The organism is Trinickia sp., from assembly GCF_051953955.1.
GTDB lineage: Bacteria > Pseudomonadota > Gammaproteobacteria > Burkholderiales > Burkholderiaceae > Trinickia.
The window spans coordinates 18304-33615 of the sequence record NZ_JBQCIF010000094.1; the positions used below are offsets into that span (position 1 = coordinate 18304).

A 15312-nucleotide genomic window follows, 5' to 3' on the forward strand; every position below is an offset into this window, starting at 1 on the left:
CGTGCGTCGCAAAGCGGACGTGCGAAGCATCCTCGTTCGCGTGATCGTCTCGACGGTGGCCGTCACGGCGCTGCTGCTGCTCGTGCTGCTCGCCGCGGCCAGCGCCAACACGGAATTCTTCGATCGCTACTATTCGTGGCTCTATGCGGCCAACATCGCCGTTGCGCTCGTCTTTCTGCTGATCGTCGTCGCGCTCGTCGTGATGATTCTCGCGCGGCTGCGCAAGGGCAAGTTCGGCACGCGGCTGCTCGCCAAGCTCGCCATATTCTTTGCGCTCGTCGGCGTGCTGCCGGGCGCGATCATCTACGTGGTGTCGTACCAGTTCGTCTCGCGCAGCATCGAATCGTGGTTCGACGTGAACGTCGAGACGGCTCTCACGTCCGGCTTGAATCTCGGGCGCGCGATGCTCGATGCGTCGCTCTCCGACTTGCAGACGAAGGCACACGTGATGGCCGAGCAGCTCGCGAGCACGCCGCCGTCGAACACGACGCTCACGCTGCTGCGCATGCGCGACCAATTCGGCGTGCAAGAAGCGATGCTCGTCGAATCGACGCGCAGCGTCTCGGGCGCGTCGCCCGATCTGCACGTGATCGCGCAGACGTCGGGCAACTTCGCGTCCTTGATGCCCGACGATTTGCCGACCCCGATCATGCTCGATCAGGCGCGCACGCGCGGTTACGCTTCGATCGAGGGCGAAGTCGACGGCGATCCGCGTGGGAAAGGCGCGAAGGGGGCACTGCGCTTGCGCGTCGTGGTGCTCGTGCCCGATACGAGCGCGTCGCTGCTGCAGCCGGCCGAACGCTTTTTGGAGTTGACGCAGCCCGTTTCGCCCACGCTTGCGCGCAATGCCGACGCCGTGCAGCGCGCCTATCGCGAATATCAGGAGAAGGCGCTTGGCCGCACGGGCTTGCGCAAGATGTACATCGGCACGTTGACGCTCGCGCTGTTCCTCGCGACCTTCATCGCGATGATGCTCGCGCTCGCGCTCGGGAACCAGCTCGCTCGGCCGCTGTTCTTGCTGGCCAAGGGCACGAAGGAGGTGGCCGAAGGCGACTACACGCCGAAGCGCGAGATCAAATCGCGCGACGAGCTGGGCTTCCTCACGCAGTCGTTCAATGCGATGACGCGCCAATTGTCGGAGGCGCGAGCCGCCGTCGAACGCAACCGAATCGCGCTCGAGCATTCGAAGGCCTACCTCGAGAGCATTCTGGCCAATCTGACGGCCGGCGTGTTCGTGCTCGACCGGCAGTTTCGCTTGACCACGGCCAATCGCGGTGCCGAGCGGATTTTTCGGCAGCCGTTTCAAGGGATGCTCGGCGCGTCGTTGGAGCACATCGGCGTGCTCGCGGAGTTCTCGGCCATGGTGCGCAAGGCGTTCGCCGATCGAGAGGCGGCGAGCGAGGGCGTCATCGACGACGGCGGCCACTGGCAGCAGCAAGTCTCGGTGTCGGTGCCCGGTGAGACGGAGCCGCTCACGCTGCTCGTGCGCGGCACGCGCCTTTTAGCGGCTACGCCGGCACAGGGCGGCCAGGAGGAGCCGGACACGGCCGGTTACGTCGTCGTGTTCGACGACATCTCCGACGTCATTTCCGCACAGCGTTCGGCGGCCTGGGGCGAAGTGGCGCGCAGGCTCGCGCACGAGATCAAGAATCCGCTCACCCCGATCCAGCTATCGGCCGAGCGATTGCAGATGAAGCTGGCCGACAAGCTTTCGCCGCACGATGCCGACGTGCTCAAGCGCGGTGCGACGACGATCGTGAATCAAGTCGCGGCGATGAAGCAGATGGTCGACGATTTTCGCGACTACGCGCGCACGCCGCCGGCGGTGCTTGCGAATCTGCAGTTGAACGATCTCGTGACGGAAGTGCTGAGCTTGTACGGTGTGGGAGAGGGCAAGAGCGCGATCACGGCCGAGTTGTCGGCGCTGCCGGTGATTCGCGGCGATGCGACGCAGTTGCGGCAGGTCATCCACAATCTGCTGCAGAACGCGCAGGATGCGGTTGCGGAAATCGCAAGCCCGCGTGTCCTCATCGAAACCAAGACAGTAGAATATGGCGACCCCGATGCGCAGGGTAAGGTGCGTGTCGCGGTTCGCCTGGCCGTGTCCGACAACGGCCCCGGCTTCCCCGCCCGCATCCTCACTCGCGCATTCGAACCGTACGTGACGACGAAAGCCAGAGGAACGGGGCTGGGGCTCGCCATGGTCAAGAAGATCGTCGACGAACACGGCGCCCGTATCGATATTCGGAACCGCGTGAAAGCAGGCGAAGCAATCGACGGTGCGCAAGTTTCGATTTTGTTCCTGCAGTTGGCGGACGATACGGCGCCCGAGCAAGGCACGGGCACGAACGGTGGTGCGGCGTCGGGATCGACAAAAGCAATAGCGCAGACAAGGGCAGCATAAATGGCAACCATCCTGGTGGTAGACGACGAAATGGGCATCCGGGAGCTGCTCTCGGAAATCCTGAGCGACGAGGGACATGCCGTGGAAGTAGCGGAGAACGCGCAGCATGCGCGCGATTACCGCCTGCGCCAGGCACCCGATCTCGTGCTGCTCGACATTTGGATGCCCGATACAGATGGCGTGACGCTGCTCAAGGAATGGGCGGCGCAGGGTTTGTTGACGATGCCCGTCATCATGATGTCGGGGCATGCGACGATCGATACGGCCGTCGAGGCGACGAAGATCGGCGCGCTCAATTTCTTGGAAAAGCCGATTGCCTTGCAAAAGTTATTGAAGGCGGTGGAGCAGGGACTCGCGCGCGGGACGGCCGCCGCCCCGGTAGCGGGCACCGCTGCGGTGAAGGCGCCGGTGCCGGCGAATGCGGTCACGGTGGCGGCCGCCGTTGCCTTGCCGATGATGGTGGCCGATGCCGCGCCGGTGAATGCCGCCGCGAGCGCGCAAGCGGCATCGATTTCGTTCGACATTCCGCTGCGCGATGCGCGCGATGCATTCGAGCGCGCCTATTTCGAGTACCACCTGGCCCGCGAGAACGGCAGCATGACGCGCGTGGCGGAGAAGACGGGGCTCGAGCGCACGCACCTGTATCGCAAGCTCAAGCAGCTCGGTGTCGATCTGAGCAAGAACAAAGGGGAATGACGAGGCCGCGTGCTGTGCTGCGTTGCTCGATCTCAGCGGCACGTACCGTACCGCAAAAAGCGCTGTCAAAAAGTGCTTGAGCGACGCGAATCTCCTTGCTATACTCTCGCTTCTTCGTGGCCCGGTAGCTCAGTTGGTAGAGCAGCGGATTGAAAATCCGCGTGTCGGTGGTTCGATTCCGCCCCAGGCCACCAGCAGTATTCAACCCCAAGAATCGCAAGGTTCTTGGGGTTTTTCTCATGGTGCGCTCCCGGCTGGGTCACCGCCGGGCGGTGTCGGGACGGGCGCGCGTCACGCCCACGACGCAAGCCCGGTATAAGCGCCATGCTGCTCGGCGCTCGAATGCGAGGCATATACTGCAAGCACCGTGCGGCCGCAGTGCCGCGCCCGCGCCGGGCATACGCCCTGCGCCCGCCTTAACTTGTTGGTCCACGGAGTTTTCAAGGTGATTCGGACAGACGCTAAGCCAAGCGCGCTCGTGCTGTTTTCGGGCGGCCAAGATTCGACCACGTGCCTTGCTTGGGCGCTCGAGCGTTACGAGACGGTCGAAACGCTCGGCTTCGACTACGGCCAGCGTCACCGCGTCGAACTCGAATGCCGCGACAGCGTGCGTCAGGCGATCGTCGCGGCGTTTCCGAATTGGGCCGCGCGGCTGGGCGAGGATCATACGGTCGATTTGTCCGTGCTAGGCGCGATCAGCGATACGGCGATGACGCGCGAGATCGAGATCGAGGCTGCAGCCAATGGTTTGCCGAATACGTTCGTGCCGGGCCGCAATCTGATGTTCATGACGATCGCCGCGGCGATCGCGTATCGCAGAGGGCTGTCGGTGCTCGTCGGCGGGATGTGCGAGACCGACTTCTCGGGCTACCCGGATTGCCGCGACGATACGATGAAGGCGCTGCAGGTGGCGCTGAACCTCGGCATGGACAGCCGGTTCACCGTCGAGACGCCGCTTATGTGGCTCGACAAGGCCGACACCTGGCGCCTCGCGCGCGATCTAGGCGGCGACGCGCTCGTCGAATTGGTGAGGGTGGAGACACATACGTGCTATGTCGGCGAGCGGGCCGAATTGCACGACTGGGGCTTCGGCTGCGGGCAATGCCCGGCCTGCCGCCTGCGCAAGCGCGGTTACGAAGCATTTCTCGCCGGCGAAAACGTGACGCAGCCGGCGTAGCCAAGGCATGAAGGCATGAAGCCTGGCCGCTGCGTCTGTGGGCGGAGCGGTTCATCATCATCGAGACGGACGAAAGAAGCAGCATGACGTACGCGGTCAAGGAAATTTTCTACACGTTGCAAGGCGAGGGCGCGAATGCGGGCCGCCCGGCCGTGTTCTGCCGGTTTGCCGGTTGCAACTTGTGGTCGGGGCGAGAAGAAGACCGCGCGAGCGCTGTCTGCCGTTTCTGCGATACTGATTTCGTCGGCTCCGATGGCGAGAACGGCGGCAAATATCGCGACGCCGATGCGCTCGTGAGCCGGATCGCTTCGCTGTGGCCCGAAGGCGAGGCGCATCGCTTCGTGGTTTGCACGGGCGGCGAGCCCATGCTGCAGATGGACGAGCCGCTCGTCGCCGCGCTGCACGCGGCCGGCTTCGAAGTCGCGATCGAGACGAACGGCTCGCTGCCGGTGCTCGACTCCATCGATTGGATTTGCGTGAGCCCAAAGGCCGATGCGCCGCTCGTCGTGACGAAGGGCAACGAGCTGAAAGTCGTCGTTCCGCAGGATAATCAGCGCCTGGCCGAGTATGCGGCGCTCGACTTCGAGTATTTCCTCGTGCAGCCGATGGACGGCCCGTCGCGCGAGCTGAACACGCGTCTCGCGATCGACTGGTGCAAGCGCCATCCGCGCTGGCGGCTCTCGATGCAGACTCACAAGTATCTGAACATTCCCTGATTCGCCGTGCTGACGATTACCCGAAAACTCGAATTCGATGCGGGCCACCGCATTCCCGACCACCGCAGCCAGTGCCGTAATCTGCACGGTCACCGCTACGTGCTCGAAGTCACGCTGCGCGGCGACGTCGTGGAAACGGAGGGCGCGCCCGATCGCGGCATGGTGATGGACTTCGCCGACGTCAAATCGCTGGCGATGACGCATCTCGTGAGCCGCTGGGACCACGCGTTCCTCGTATTCGAAGGCGATACGCGCGTGCGCGAATTCCTCGAATCGATGCCGGAGCACAAGACGATCGTGCTCGATCGCATTCCCACCGTCGAGAATCTCGCCGCCGTCGCGTTCGAGACGCTCGCGCAAGTCTATGACGCTCACTATGGCGTGAACCTGCGGCTGCAGCAGGTTCGCCTCTACGAAACGCCCAACTGCTGGGCCGACGTCGTGCGCGACGCCGACGCCTAACGGCGTTCGGCGGCCCGCATCCGAAACGTTATTGGCGGCGTATGATCGTACGAGGGCCGGCAGCGAACCACGCCGCGGCCCGCCGACAATAACCAAGGAGTCAGACATGCCGGCCGCCGCATTCGCGAGTGCACCCCGCTCGGTGTCCCCGTGGCCTGCTCGAGGGGGCACATCCCGATGAGCGCGTTCACGAATCCTCTCAAGCAGCGTTTAAAGGAAGGCGAGCCGCTCGTCGGGCTGTGGCTGTCGCTCGCCAGTGCCGATGCGGCGGAAGCGCTCGCGCATGCGGGCTTCGATTGGCTGTGCATCGACATGGAGCACGCGCCGAACGATTCGGCCGACGTGACGGCTCAGTTGCGCGCCATCGCGGCCGCGCACTTGCCGACCGAGCCGATCGTGCGCGTGCCCACGCGTGAGGGCTGGCTCGTCAAGCGCGTCCTCGACGCGGGGGCGCGCACGTTGATGTTTCCGAATATCGAGTCGGCCGCCGATGCAGCGCATGCGGTGCGCCTCACGCGTTACCCGGGGGCCGACGCGCCCGACGGGCTGCGCGGCGTGGCGGGCGTCGTGCGCGCGGCCGCGTTCGGCGCGCGGCGCGATTACATCCAAGGCGCGAATACCCAGATCGTGACGATCGCGCAGATCGAATCGGCGCGTGCGCTCGAAGAAGTCGATGCCATTGCGGCCACGCCCGGCATCGATTGCGTGTTCGTTGGGCCAGCCGATCTCGCGGCAAGCCTCGGCTACCTCGGCGATTCGAAGCATCCGGACGTGCAAGCCGCGATTGCGCGCGTTGCCGAAGCGGCCAGTAAAGCGGGGATCCCGGCAGGCATCTTTGCGCTCGACGTCGCGAGCGCGCGCCAGTATCGCAACGCGGGGTTCAAAGTGATCGCGCTAGCCGCGGACGTGATCTGGCTCGTGCGCGCGACACGGGCTGCGCTGCAGGAGATGAGATCATGAACGGGCGAACGAGGTGGGCGCGGATGTGGCCGATGCTCGTGTTCGGTGCCGCAGCCTGGACGAGCGCCGGCATGGCCGTGGCGCAGGGGGCATCCGAGCCGCAGGGCCAAGCAGGCACAGACGTCGAGACGCAGACGGCCGTGGCGGACTACAACGCCGGCAACTTCGGCGGGGCGCTGAAGGAATTCCGCGAGGCGGCCGAGCACGGCAACCGCCTTGCGCAATTCGACTACGCGATGATGCTGCTCAACGGCGAGGGGACGGCCGCCAATGTTGCCGAAGGCCGCAAGTGGCTGCTCAAGGCTGCCGAGGCGAACATGTCGCACGCTCAGTATGTCTACGGAAAAATGTACGACGACGGCGACTTCGTTGCGCGCGACCCGGCCGTTGCGCATCGATGGTTCCTGAAGGCCGCCGAGCAAGGCCACGTACAGGCCGAGCTCGCGCTCGCGAACCAGTTCCTCGACGGCCGCGGCACGCCGCGCGACAACGCGCAGGCATTCGTCTGGTACAAGAAGGCGGCCGAAGGCGGCGACATGACAGCGCAATACGTGACGGGCTCGTTCTATGAACACGGCGGCGACGGCGTCGAGCGCAACCTGAACGTCGCCCGCGCTTACTACGCTGCTGCGGCGGCGCAGGGCGATCCGGCCGCGCGGCTCAAGTTTCAGGACCTGAGCCGGCAACTGCAGCAAGAAGCCAAGAAACCGCCGAAATAGAAAAGCAAAAGCGGGAAAGCAAAAGCGCTCGGAGCGAGGCCAAGAAGCACGCATCGACGGATGCGCGGGCCCCTCGAATGCGCTCAGCTTTTCATCAGCCGTTTTTGCCGTCCGACACTCATGATGAGGCCGATGGCGATGCCGAGCGTCGTCAGTGCCGTGCCGCCGTAGCTCATGAACGGCAGCGGCACCCCGACGACGGGCAAGATCCCGCTGACCATGCCGACGTTGACGAACGCATACGTGAAAAACGCCATCGTCAACGATCCCGCGAGCAGCCGCCCGAAAAGCGTCGCGCCATTGGCCGCGATATAGAGCCCGCGCGCAATCAGTGCCGTATAGAGCGTCAGCAGCACGAGTTCGCCGGCTAGCCCGAACTCCTCGGAGAACACGGCGAAGATGAAGTCGGTATGCTTTTCGGGGATGAAATCGAGGTGCGCTTGCGTGCCTTTGAGCCAGCCTTTGCCGAGCGGCCCGCCCGAGCCGATCGCAATGACGGCCTGGATCGTGTGGAAGCCCTTGCCGAGCGGATCGGACGTCGGATCGAGCAGCGTGCAGATGCGGTGTTTCTGGTAATCGTGCATCAGCGGCCATTGCACCTGCGGCTGACAGATCTTCTCCTGGAACGTCGCGACGAGGCCGATCCCGATGACGGCGGCGACGAGCACGGGCACGATGAGCTTGAACGAGAGCCCGGCGAAATAGATGACGAATAGCCCCGATGCGAACACGAGCACGGCCGTGCCGAGGTCGGGCTGCTTTGCGATCAGGCCGACCGGCACGAGCAGGATGATGAAGCCGACGACGAAGTCGTACCAGCGCATCGAGCTCTCTCGGCGCTGGTAATACCACGCGAGCATCAATGGCGTGGCGATCTTCAAGATCTCGGACGGCTGAATGACGACGCCGACGTTGATCCAGCGCTTCGCCCCTTTCTTCGTGATGCCGAACAGCGCCACGGCCACGAGCAACGCGACGCCGAACGTATAGAGCGGGACCGCGAAGCGCATCAGCGTTTGCGGTGGAATCGTGGCGAGCACCCACATCAGCAGGAACGTCAGCACGATGTTGCGCAGTTGATCCTCGACGCGCCCGGGCACGTCGATGCTCGCGCTATAGAGCGTGACGATGCCGACGCACAGCAGCAGGAACACGGTCAGCGCCAGCGGCCGATCAAAACCGGCGAACATCTTCTTCAAGCGTTCGAGCCAGGCGCGCTTATCGAAGGCGAAGGGCATGCCTCTCTCCGTTACTCGTTGGGGCCGGACGCATCCGGCGTGGCCGGGGCGCTCGCTTGCGCGTCGCCGTGGCTTTCTCTGGGCGTCGCGAGCGCGCCGCTAGCGGCTTCGTCGCGCCGCGGTCGCCGCTTATGCGGGGCGGGCGCCGCACCGCCGGCCGCTCCGCCCGAGGCGCCGCGTTCGCGTAAGCGGCGCATGGCTTCGACGGCTGCGACGGGGGGCTCGGAGGCGGTTGTGCGAGGCGAAGCTGCCGATGCCGTCGATGCGGCTCGCGCGGCCGATGCTCCGCTCGTCGCCGGCGCCGAGGCGAAGGCCGTATTGGGCGCCGGCGCGCCGGCATTCGAGGACGGCGCCGCCTGCGTGGCCGAAATCACGTCGGAAGCGATCATCGGCGCCGACGCCGGCGCGTGCGGCGCGGAAGCCGGCTCGGCCGGCTCCGGCAAGGCCTTGAAGCCGGCCGCGACCTTGATGGGCGAGGCAGTGCCGTCGTCCACGGCATCCGATGCGCCGATGACGGGGCCCGCGGCCGCCTGCGTGGCGGAGGCGGCTTGCGCGACGGCCGCTTGCAGCGCCCCCGGCTTGCCGCGCTGAAGCAGGTAATAGTCGAGCACGCGCCGCACGATCGGCCCGGCCACGCTCGCGCCCCAGCCGCCGTTTTCGACGATCGTGGCGACGGCGATCACGGGATGATCGGCTGGCGCGAACGCGATGAAAAGAGAGTGGTCGCGCAGGTGCTCGGGAATCGAGCCGCCGTGATACTTCTGTCCTTGCAGCGAATACACCTGCGCCGTGCCCGTCTTGCCGGCCACCGTATAAGGCGCGTTGCGGAACACCTCGTAAGCGGTGCCGGATGGATTGTTCGTCACCGCTTCCATGCCGCGTTTGACGACGTCGATGTCGGCTTGGCTCACGTCGATGCGGCCGCTCTCGTGAGGCACCGTGAGCCGCATATCGTGCGTGATCGGGTTTTCGATTTCCTTGACGAGGTGGGGCCGCATGACGATGCCGTCGTCGGCGAGCGTCGCCGTCGCATGCGCGAGCTGCAGCATGGTGAACGAGTTGTAGCCCTGGCCGATGCCGAGGCTGATCGTCTCGCCTTCGTACCAGCGCTGCTGCTCGGGCTTGCGGTACGCTTTGCGCTTCCATTCGGTCGACGGCAGAATGCCGCGCGCCTCACCGGCGATGTCGATGCCGGTCAGTTGCCCAAAGCCCCACGGCTTCATGAACTTGGCGATCGCATCGACGCCGAGATCGTGCGCGACCATGTAGAAGTAGGTGTCGTTCGACACCATGATTGCTCGGTTCATGTCGACCCAGCCCTGGCCCTGCGGCACGTCGTTGCGGAACGTGTGCCCGCCGAACTGATAGAAGCCGGGATCGTGAAAGCCCCATTCGGGCGTGCGCTTGTGCAGCGTGAGCGCGGCGAGCGCCATGAACGGCTTGTAGGTCGAGCCTGGCGGATAGGCACTGTGCAGGGGCCGGTTCAGCAGCGGGTGATCGGGCGAGTTGTTGAGCTCGTCCCATGTTTGCTGATCGATGCCGTCGACGAACGAGTTCGGATCGAAGCTCGGCGCCGACACGAACGCGAGGACGTCGCCCGTCGACGGCTCGATCGCCACGAGGGCGCCGCGCTTGCCCGCGAACGCTTGCTCGGCAACTTCTTGCAGGCCGATGTCGAGCGAGAGCACGAGATTGTTGCCGGGCGTCGCTTGCGTGCGCGAGAGCGTGCGCACGGGGCGTCCGCCCGCCGTCACTTCCACTTCCTCGAAGCCCGTCAGGCCGTGCAGTTCGGCCTCGTAGCTCTGCTCCACGCCGATCTTGCCGATGTAGTCGGTGCCCTTGTAGTTGTTCGCATCGAGGCGAGGATCGTAATGATCGGGATCGCTGTCGTTCTGCTCGCTGACGGCGTCGATCTTCTGCTGATCGCGCTGCGAGATGCGGCCGATGTAGCCGATCACGTGCGCCGCCGTTTCGCCGAGCGGGTATTGGCGGAACAGCCGCGCCCGCACGTCGACGCCGGGAAAGCGGAAGCGCTGCGCCGTGAAGCGAGCGACTTCCTCATCGGTCAGGCGCGTGCGGATCGGCAGGCTTTCGAAGTTCTTCGAATCCTCGAGCAGCTTCTTGAAGCGGCGGCGGTCGCGTGCATCGATCGTCACGACCGTCGAGAGCTCGTCGATGACGTGATCGAGCGAGTCGTTCAGTTTCGATGGCGTGATTTCGAGCGTATAGGCCGAATAATTGCGCGCGAGCACGACGCCGTTGCGATCGGTGATGATGCCGCGATTGGGCACGATCGGCGCAACGGAGATCCGGTTCTCCTCGGCTTGCAGCGAGTACTTGCTGTAATGCCAGACCTGCAGGAACAGGAAGCGCAGGATCAAGAGCCCGAAGCAGACGAGCACGAACAGACCCGCCGCCGCCACGCGAAAGCGGAACTTCGAGAGCTGCAGCTGGGTGTTTTTGAATTCCGTCATGCTTAGGTCACGAGGCCCTCACGCAAGCCGCGCTCGAGCAGGGGCGCTCAAATGGGCCGTGTGTCGTCCGGGTCGGCCGGGCGGCGTTGGGGCATGAGAAGCAGCGAACAGGCGAGCGGCCACAGCGCGGCCTCGACGAAGCCGTGCACGAGCTGGCCCCAGCCCGGGAACGCCGCGCCGGTCAACAGGCGCGTGACGAACGGCACCAGCTGCGCGATCACGAGCAGCGGCGCCACCGCGAATACCTGCAGGCCGCGCGGCATCCAGAGCACGCGCCGGTGGATCGTGATGGCGCCGTACGAGAGCAGCGTATAGGCCAGCGCGTGCTCGCCGAGCAAACTCGCATCGTGCACGTCCATCAACAGCCCGAGAAAGAACGCGATGCCCATGCCGACCTTGCGCGGCTGATGCACGTTCCAAAACAGCAGCACGAGCGCCACGAAATCGGGGATGCCGATCAGCCGGCCCCAGGGCATCAGGTTCAGCAGGAACGCCGCCGCGAGGCTGAACGCAATGAAGTACGGATTGACCGGCAGCAGAATGTACTGCGGGCGATTCATCGCTGAGCTCCCGATGCGGCGCGCGGGGCGAGTGCGCTGTGGCCCTTGGCATCGGCCGCCAGATTCGCGGCATTCGTGGCCTTCTCGGCTCGTTTATCGGCCGTTTTGGCCGCGGCTTTATCGGGCACCTTTTTATCTTCGGGCTTGGGCGCAGCGGTTTTTTCGTCGGCCTTCGCTTTCTCCGCGGCCTTTTCACCGCCCTTCGCAGCCTTCTTGGCCTTGCCGTCCTTCGGGGAGGTGGGTTCCGGCTCCGCCGGGCGCGGCGGCACGTCGCTCTGGTAGTGCAGCACGAGTACGTCGCGCGCGCCGCGCACGGCTGCCACGGGCACGCAGACGACGCGCGCGAACGCGGTATCGGCCTGCTTGTCGACGCGCACGACCTTGGCGACGGGCAGCCCTTCCGGATAAACGCCGTCGAGCCCGCTCGTGACGAGTTCGTCGCCGGCGACGACGTCGGCGCTGATCGGCACGAAGCGCAATTCGAGCGTATCGCCCGTAGCCGTGCCGTATACGACGCTGCGCAGGCCCGTGCGCACGACTTCGACGGGTACCGCTTCGTCCTTGTCGGTCAACAGCGTGACCTCGGACTGCATCGGGAACACACGCGTGACCTGGCCGATCATGCCGTCTTCGCTGACGACGGGCGAGCCGTTCTCCACGCCTTGCTGCGAGCCGCGCCCGATCACGACTTTCTGCGTAAACGGATCGCGCATGCCGTATTGCACTTCGGCCGGGATCGACTGCGTCGCGACGTTGCGCGAAAGATTGAGCAGCGCGCGCAGATGGGCGTTTTCGGCGGTGAGCGTCGCGACTTGGTTCGCTTGCAGCGAAAGCTGCAGGTTCTTGGCCGAGAGCGTTTGATTGTCGCGCCGCAGCGAATTGCTCGTGACCGCGTAGTGCGCGGCATCGAGCACGAGATCGCGCGGCAGGAGCGCTGCGCGCTGCAGCGGATAAAGCCCCGCATCGAGCACGGCGCGCACGACTTCGAGCGTCTTGAACCGTGCGTCGGAGACGAGCAGCACCAGCGAGAGGACGACGAAGAAAATGAGCCGCGCGAGCGCGGACGGGCCTTGCTTAAATAGAGGCGGCGGACTGTATTCCATGGTCGACGCCGAAAGCGTGAACGTTGGCGGGGGGCGGCGCGGCGCGCATCAATGCTCGATCGGCAAGGAACGAGCGATGCGACGACCCATGCGATGAACGATGCGCGCGCGGCTCACCTGCAACGTCACTCGTACGAGAAGATGCTGCCGAGCTTGTCCATGCGTTCGAGCGCCATCCCGGAACCGCGCACGACGCACGTGAGCGGATCCTCGGCGACGAGCACGGGCAAACCCGTTTCCTCGGCGAGCAGGCGATCGAGATCGCGCAGCAATGCGCCGCCGCCCGTCAGCATCATGCCGCGCTCGGCGATGTCCGCACCGAGCTCGGGCGGCGTTTGCTCGAGCGCGATCTTGACCGACGAGACGATCTGGTTCAGGGGATCGGTCAGCGCCTCGAGGATTTCGTTGCTCGAAATCGTGAAGCTGCGCGGAATGCCTTCCGACAGATTGCGCCCCTTCACTTCCATTTCCTTGACCTCCGAGCCCGGGAACGCGGAGCCGATTTCCTTCTTGATCGCTTCGGCCGTTTGCTCGCCGATCAGCATGCCGTAGTTGCGGCGGAGGTAGTTGACGATCGCTTCGTCGAATTTATCGCCGCCGACGCGCACCGAACCCTTGTACACGATGCCGCCGAGCGAGATCACGCCGACTTCGGTCGTGCCGCCGCCGATGTCGACGACCATCGAGCCCGTCGCTTCCGAGACGGGCAGGCCCGCGCCGATCGCGGCCGCCATCGGCTCTTCGATGAGGTAGACCTGCGAGGCGCCGGCGCCGTGCGCCGCTTCCTTGATCGCGCGGCGCTCGACCTGCGTCGAGCCGCAGGGCACGCAGATGATGATGCGCGGCGAGGGCGAGAACATGCGCGATTCGTGGGCCGTTTTGATGAACTGCTTGATCATCTGCTCGGTGACCGTGAAATCGGCGATGACGCCGTCTTTCATCGGCCGGATCGCTTCGATGTTGCCCGGCACCTTGCCGAGCATTTGCTTGGCCTCGCGGCCGACTGCCTGAATGGTTTTCTTGCCGTTCGGGCCGCCTTCTTGGCGAATCGACACGACGGACGGCTCGTCGAGGACGATGCCTTTGCCGCGCATGTAGATCAGCGTGTTGGCGGTGCCGAGATCGATCGCAAGGTCGTTGGAGAAGTAGCTGCGCAAAAAGCCGAACATGAAATCCTGTCTCGCGGGAGAAGCCGGGCTTCGCCGTGAAGGCGCCGCGCCGCGGCGAAAAAATAAAAGCTTCGGGTTCTGAGCGGCTGCCGTTCGAGCGCCGCCACGCGAGCGCGAAGCTGCAATGAATTCGACCGGAGGCCGCGGCACGCGAGGCGGCGGCTTATCGCTATGGCGCCGAGGGCCTGGGCAGGGGCGGTCCGGGTTTGGTTCGAACGCGTAATGATACCTTATAATTTCGACCTATTCGTAGTAAACGGATGGTCCTTTTTGCCGTCCAAGGCGCCCTCGACGAGGGTACGATCCGACGCCCTAACTCCCTGGCGCAACATCGTTTTTTGCCCCGTTGCGCTTAAGTCCCAGCTTCCGGTGAAACGCATGGCTTTGACCCTGACCGATGTGAAACGCATCGCCCATCTCGCACGGCTCGAACTGCCCGAGGCTGACTGCGAGCAAACCCTCGCGCAGCTCAACGAGTTCTTCGGCCTCGTCGAGCAGATGCAGGCCGTGAATACTTCCGGCATCGCGCCGCTCGCGCACCCGATCGAGCAGATCGAGGACGTGGCGCTGCGGCTGCGCGAGGACGCCGTGACCGAAGCGGTCGATCGCGAGGCGAACCAAAAGAGCGCGCCGGCCGTGCAAGAAGGGTTGTTCTTGGTCCCGAAAGTGATCGAGTAACCGTCTTCAAGCCGTCTTCAAGCTTTCAGGAACTTTCAGGATCCACGGAAAGAGACCGACATGTACGAGAAAAGTTTGAGCGAGCTCGCAAGCTCGCTCGCAAGCCGCGCGACGTCCGCCGTCGAACTCGCGCAGCTCTATTTGAAGCGCATCGACGACGCACGCGAGTTGAACGCCTTCATCGAAGTCGACCCCGAGCGCACGCTCGGCGAAGCGCGTGCGGCCGATGCGCGGCTCGCGCGCGGCGAGGGTGGGCCGCTCACCGGCGTGCCCGTCGCGCACAAGGATGTCTTCGTCACGCGCGGCTGGCATTCGACGGCCGGCTCGAAAATGCTCGCGGGCTACGAAAGCCCGTTCGACGCGACCGTCGTCGAGCGCCTGGCGCACGCGGGCATGGTGACGCTCGGCAAGACGAACATGGACGAATTCGCGATGGGTTCGTCCAACGAGAACTCGGCCTTCGGCGCCGTGCGCAATCCGTGGGATGCCCGCGCGGTGCCGGGCGGCTCGTCGGGCGGCTCGGCCGCGGCCGTGGCCGCGCGTCTCGCGCCGGCCGCCACGGCCACCGATACGGGCGGCTCCATCCGCCAGCCGGCGTCGTTCTCGGGCGTGACGGGCATCAAGCCCACCTATGGGCGCGTTTCCCGCTACGGGATGATCGCATTTGCCTCGTCGCTCGATCAGGGCGGCCCGATGGCCAAAAGCGCCGCTGATTGCGCGCTGCTGCTGAACGCGATGGCCGGTTTCGACGAGCGCGACTCCACGAGCTTGCAGCGCGCCGACGAAAACTACACGCGGCACTTGGGGCAAGGCTTCACGGCCGATGCACCCGCGGGCAAGCCGCTCGCCGGCCTGCGCATCGGTCTGCCGAAAGAGTACTTCGGCGAGGGGCTCGCAAGCGACGTCCGCGCTGCCGTCGATGCGGCCCTGAAGCAATACGAGGCGCTCGGCGCGAC

The 15312-nt window shown here is 65.1% G+C and carries 14 protein-coding genes and 1 tRNA gene; 10 read left to right on the top strand and 5 right to left on the bottom strand.

The features are described 5' to 3' along the window. The first annotated feature begins 1 nt into the window (after nucleotide 1). The 8 genes from ACTHNZ_RS18295 (at nucleotide 2) to ACTHNZ_RS18330 (ending at nucleotide 7134) form a co-directional block, all read left to right on the top strand. The gene (locus tag ACTHNZ_RS18295; RefSeq protein WP_440543969.1) at nucleotides 2-2404 is read left to right on the top strand and encodes an ATP-binding protein; all 2403 of its coding nucleotides are present in this window, start codon (nucleotides 2-4) and stop codon (nucleotides 2402-2404) included. After that, entirely contained in the window at nucleotides 2405-3100 is a 696-nt protein-coding gene (gene esaR, locus ACTHNZ_RS18300; RefSeq protein ID WP_440543970.1) for a response regulator transcription factor EsaR, read from the top strand. It begins immediately after the preceding gene. 118 nt (nucleotides 3101-3218) lie between these two features. Further along, a tRNA-Phe gene (locus ACTHNZ_RS18305) sits at nucleotides 3219-3294 on the top strand. Nucleotides 3295-3545: 251 nt separating this feature from the next. Next, the gene (gene queC / locus ACTHNZ_RS18310; protein WP_440543971.1) at nucleotides 3546-4277 is read left to right on the top strand and encodes a 7-cyano-7-deazaguanine synthase QueC; all 732 of its coding nucleotides are present in this window, start codon (nucleotides 3546-3548) and stop codon (nucleotides 4275-4277) included. An 83-nt stretch (nucleotides 4278-4360) separates the two neighbouring features. After that, nucleotides 4361-4993, top strand: coding sequence for a 7-carboxy-7-deazaguanine synthase (gene queE, locus ACTHNZ_RS18315; protein ID WP_440543972.1), 633 nt, complete (start codon nucleotides 4361-4363; stop codon nucleotides 4991-4993). A gap of 9 nt (nucleotides 4994-5002) precedes the next feature. After that, entirely contained in the window at nucleotides 5003-5455 is a 453-nt protein-coding gene (queD, locus tag ACTHNZ_RS18320) for a 6-carboxytetrahydropterin synthase QueD (RefSeq protein WP_440543982.1), read from the top strand. A gap of 177 nt (nucleotides 5456-5632) precedes the next feature. Then, nucleotides 5633-6415, top strand: a complete 783-nt coding sequence (locus ACTHNZ_RS18325) for an HpcH/HpaI aldolase family protein (protein ID WP_440543973.1) — start codon at nucleotides 5633-5635, stop codon at nucleotides 6413-6415. Nucleotides 6416-6486: 71 nt separating this feature from the next. Next, a complete protein-coding gene (locus ACTHNZ_RS18330) occupies nucleotides 6487-7134 on the top strand; it encodes a tetratricopeptide repeat protein (protein WP_440543983.1) in 648 nt (215 codons plus the stop codon). 83 nt (nucleotides 7135-7217) lie between these two features. Here the strand turns inward: ACTHNZ_RS18330 and rodA are convergent, their stop codons facing one another. The 5 genes from rodA to ACTHNZ_RS18355 form a co-directional block, all read right to left on the bottom strand. Further along, a complete protein-coding gene (rodA, locus tag ACTHNZ_RS18335; RefSeq protein WP_440543974.1) occupies nucleotides 7218-8372 on the bottom strand; it encodes a rod shape-determining protein RodA in 1155 nt (384 codons plus the stop codon). Between the two features lie 11 nt (nucleotides 8373-8383). After that, nucleotides 8384-10846, bottom strand: coding sequence for a penicillin-binding protein 2 (gene mrdA, locus ACTHNZ_RS18340; protein ID WP_440543975.1), 2463 nt, complete (start codon nucleotides 10844-10846; stop codon nucleotides 8384-8386). A 47-nt stretch (nucleotides 10847-10893) separates the two neighbouring features. Next, nucleotides 10894-11406 (bottom strand): rod shape-determining protein MreD, encoded by a 513-nt coding sequence (mreD, locus tag ACTHNZ_RS18345; protein WP_440543976.1) that lies wholly within the window; start codon nucleotides 11404-11406, stop codon nucleotides 10894-10896. Beyond that, nucleotides 11403-12509: a rod shape-determining protein MreC gene (gene mreC / locus ACTHNZ_RS18350; protein ID WP_440543978.1), complete on the bottom strand. Its 1107-nt coding sequence runs from the start codon at nucleotides 12507-12509 to the stop codon at nucleotides 11403-11405. Before mreC ends, mreD begins: the two co-directional genes overlap by 4 nt. A gap of 125 nt (nucleotides 12510-12634) precedes the next feature. After that, complete coding sequence (locus ACTHNZ_RS18355; protein WP_440543979.1) at nucleotides 12635-13678, bottom strand: rod shape-determining protein; 1044 nt, start codon at nucleotides 13676-13678, stop codon at nucleotides 12635-12637. A gap of 378 nt (nucleotides 13679-14056) precedes the next feature. On the opposite strand from ACTHNZ_RS18355, the gene gatC reads away from it, so the two are divergent. Both gatC and ACTHNZ_RS18365 read left to right on the top strand, forming a co-directional pair. Continuing rightward, nucleotides 14057-14356 (top strand): Asp-tRNA(Asn)/Glu-tRNA(Gln) amidotransferase subunit GatC, encoded by a 300-nt coding sequence (gene gatC, locus ACTHNZ_RS18360; RefSeq protein ID WP_440543980.1) that lies wholly within the window; start codon nucleotides 14057-14059, stop codon nucleotides 14354-14356. 60 nt (nucleotides 14357-14416) lie between these two features. Then, nucleotides 14417-15312 (top strand): amidase (locus tag ACTHNZ_RS18365; protein WP_440543981.1); only part of this gene is annotated, 896 nt, incomplete at its 3' end.

Coding starts and splice junctions, on each gene's coding strand:
- ACTHNZ_RS18325 (WP_440543973.1), top strand. CDS start 5,633: ATGAGCGCGTTCACGAATCCTCTCAAGCAGCGTTTAAAGGAAGGCGAG.
- mreD (WP_440543976.1), bottom strand. CDS start 11,406: ATGAATCGCCCGCAGTACATTCTGCTGCCGGTCAATCCGTACTTCATT.
- mrdA (WP_440543975.1), bottom strand. CDS start 10,846: ATGACGGAATTCAAAAACACCCAGCTGCAGCTCTCGAAGTTCCGCTTT.
- rodA (WP_440543974.1), bottom strand. CDS start 8,372: ATGCCCTTCGCCTTCGATAAGCGCGCCTGGCTCGAACGCTTGAAGAAG.
- esaR (WP_440543970.1), top strand. CDS start 2,405: ATGGCAACCATCCTGGTGGTAGACGACGAAATGGGCATCCGGGAGCTG.
- ACTHNZ_RS18355 (WP_440543979.1), bottom strand. CDS start 13,678: ATGTTCGGCTTTTTGCGCAGCTACTTCTCCAACGACCTTGCGATCGAT.
- mreC (WP_440543978.1), bottom strand. CDS start 12,509: ATGGAATACAGTCCGCCGCCTCTATTTAAGCAAGGCCCGTCCGCGCTC.
- ACTHNZ_RS18330 (WP_440543983.1), top strand. CDS start 6,487: ATGGCCGTGGCGCAGGGGGCATCCGAGCCGCAGGGCCAAGCAGGCACA.
- queE (WP_440543972.1), top strand. CDS start 4,361: ATGACGTACGCGGTCAAGGAAATTTTCTACACGTTGCAAGGCGAGGGC.
- gatC (WP_440543980.1), top strand. CDS start 14,057: ATGGCTTTGACCCTGACCGATGTGAAACGCATCGCCCATCTCGCACGG.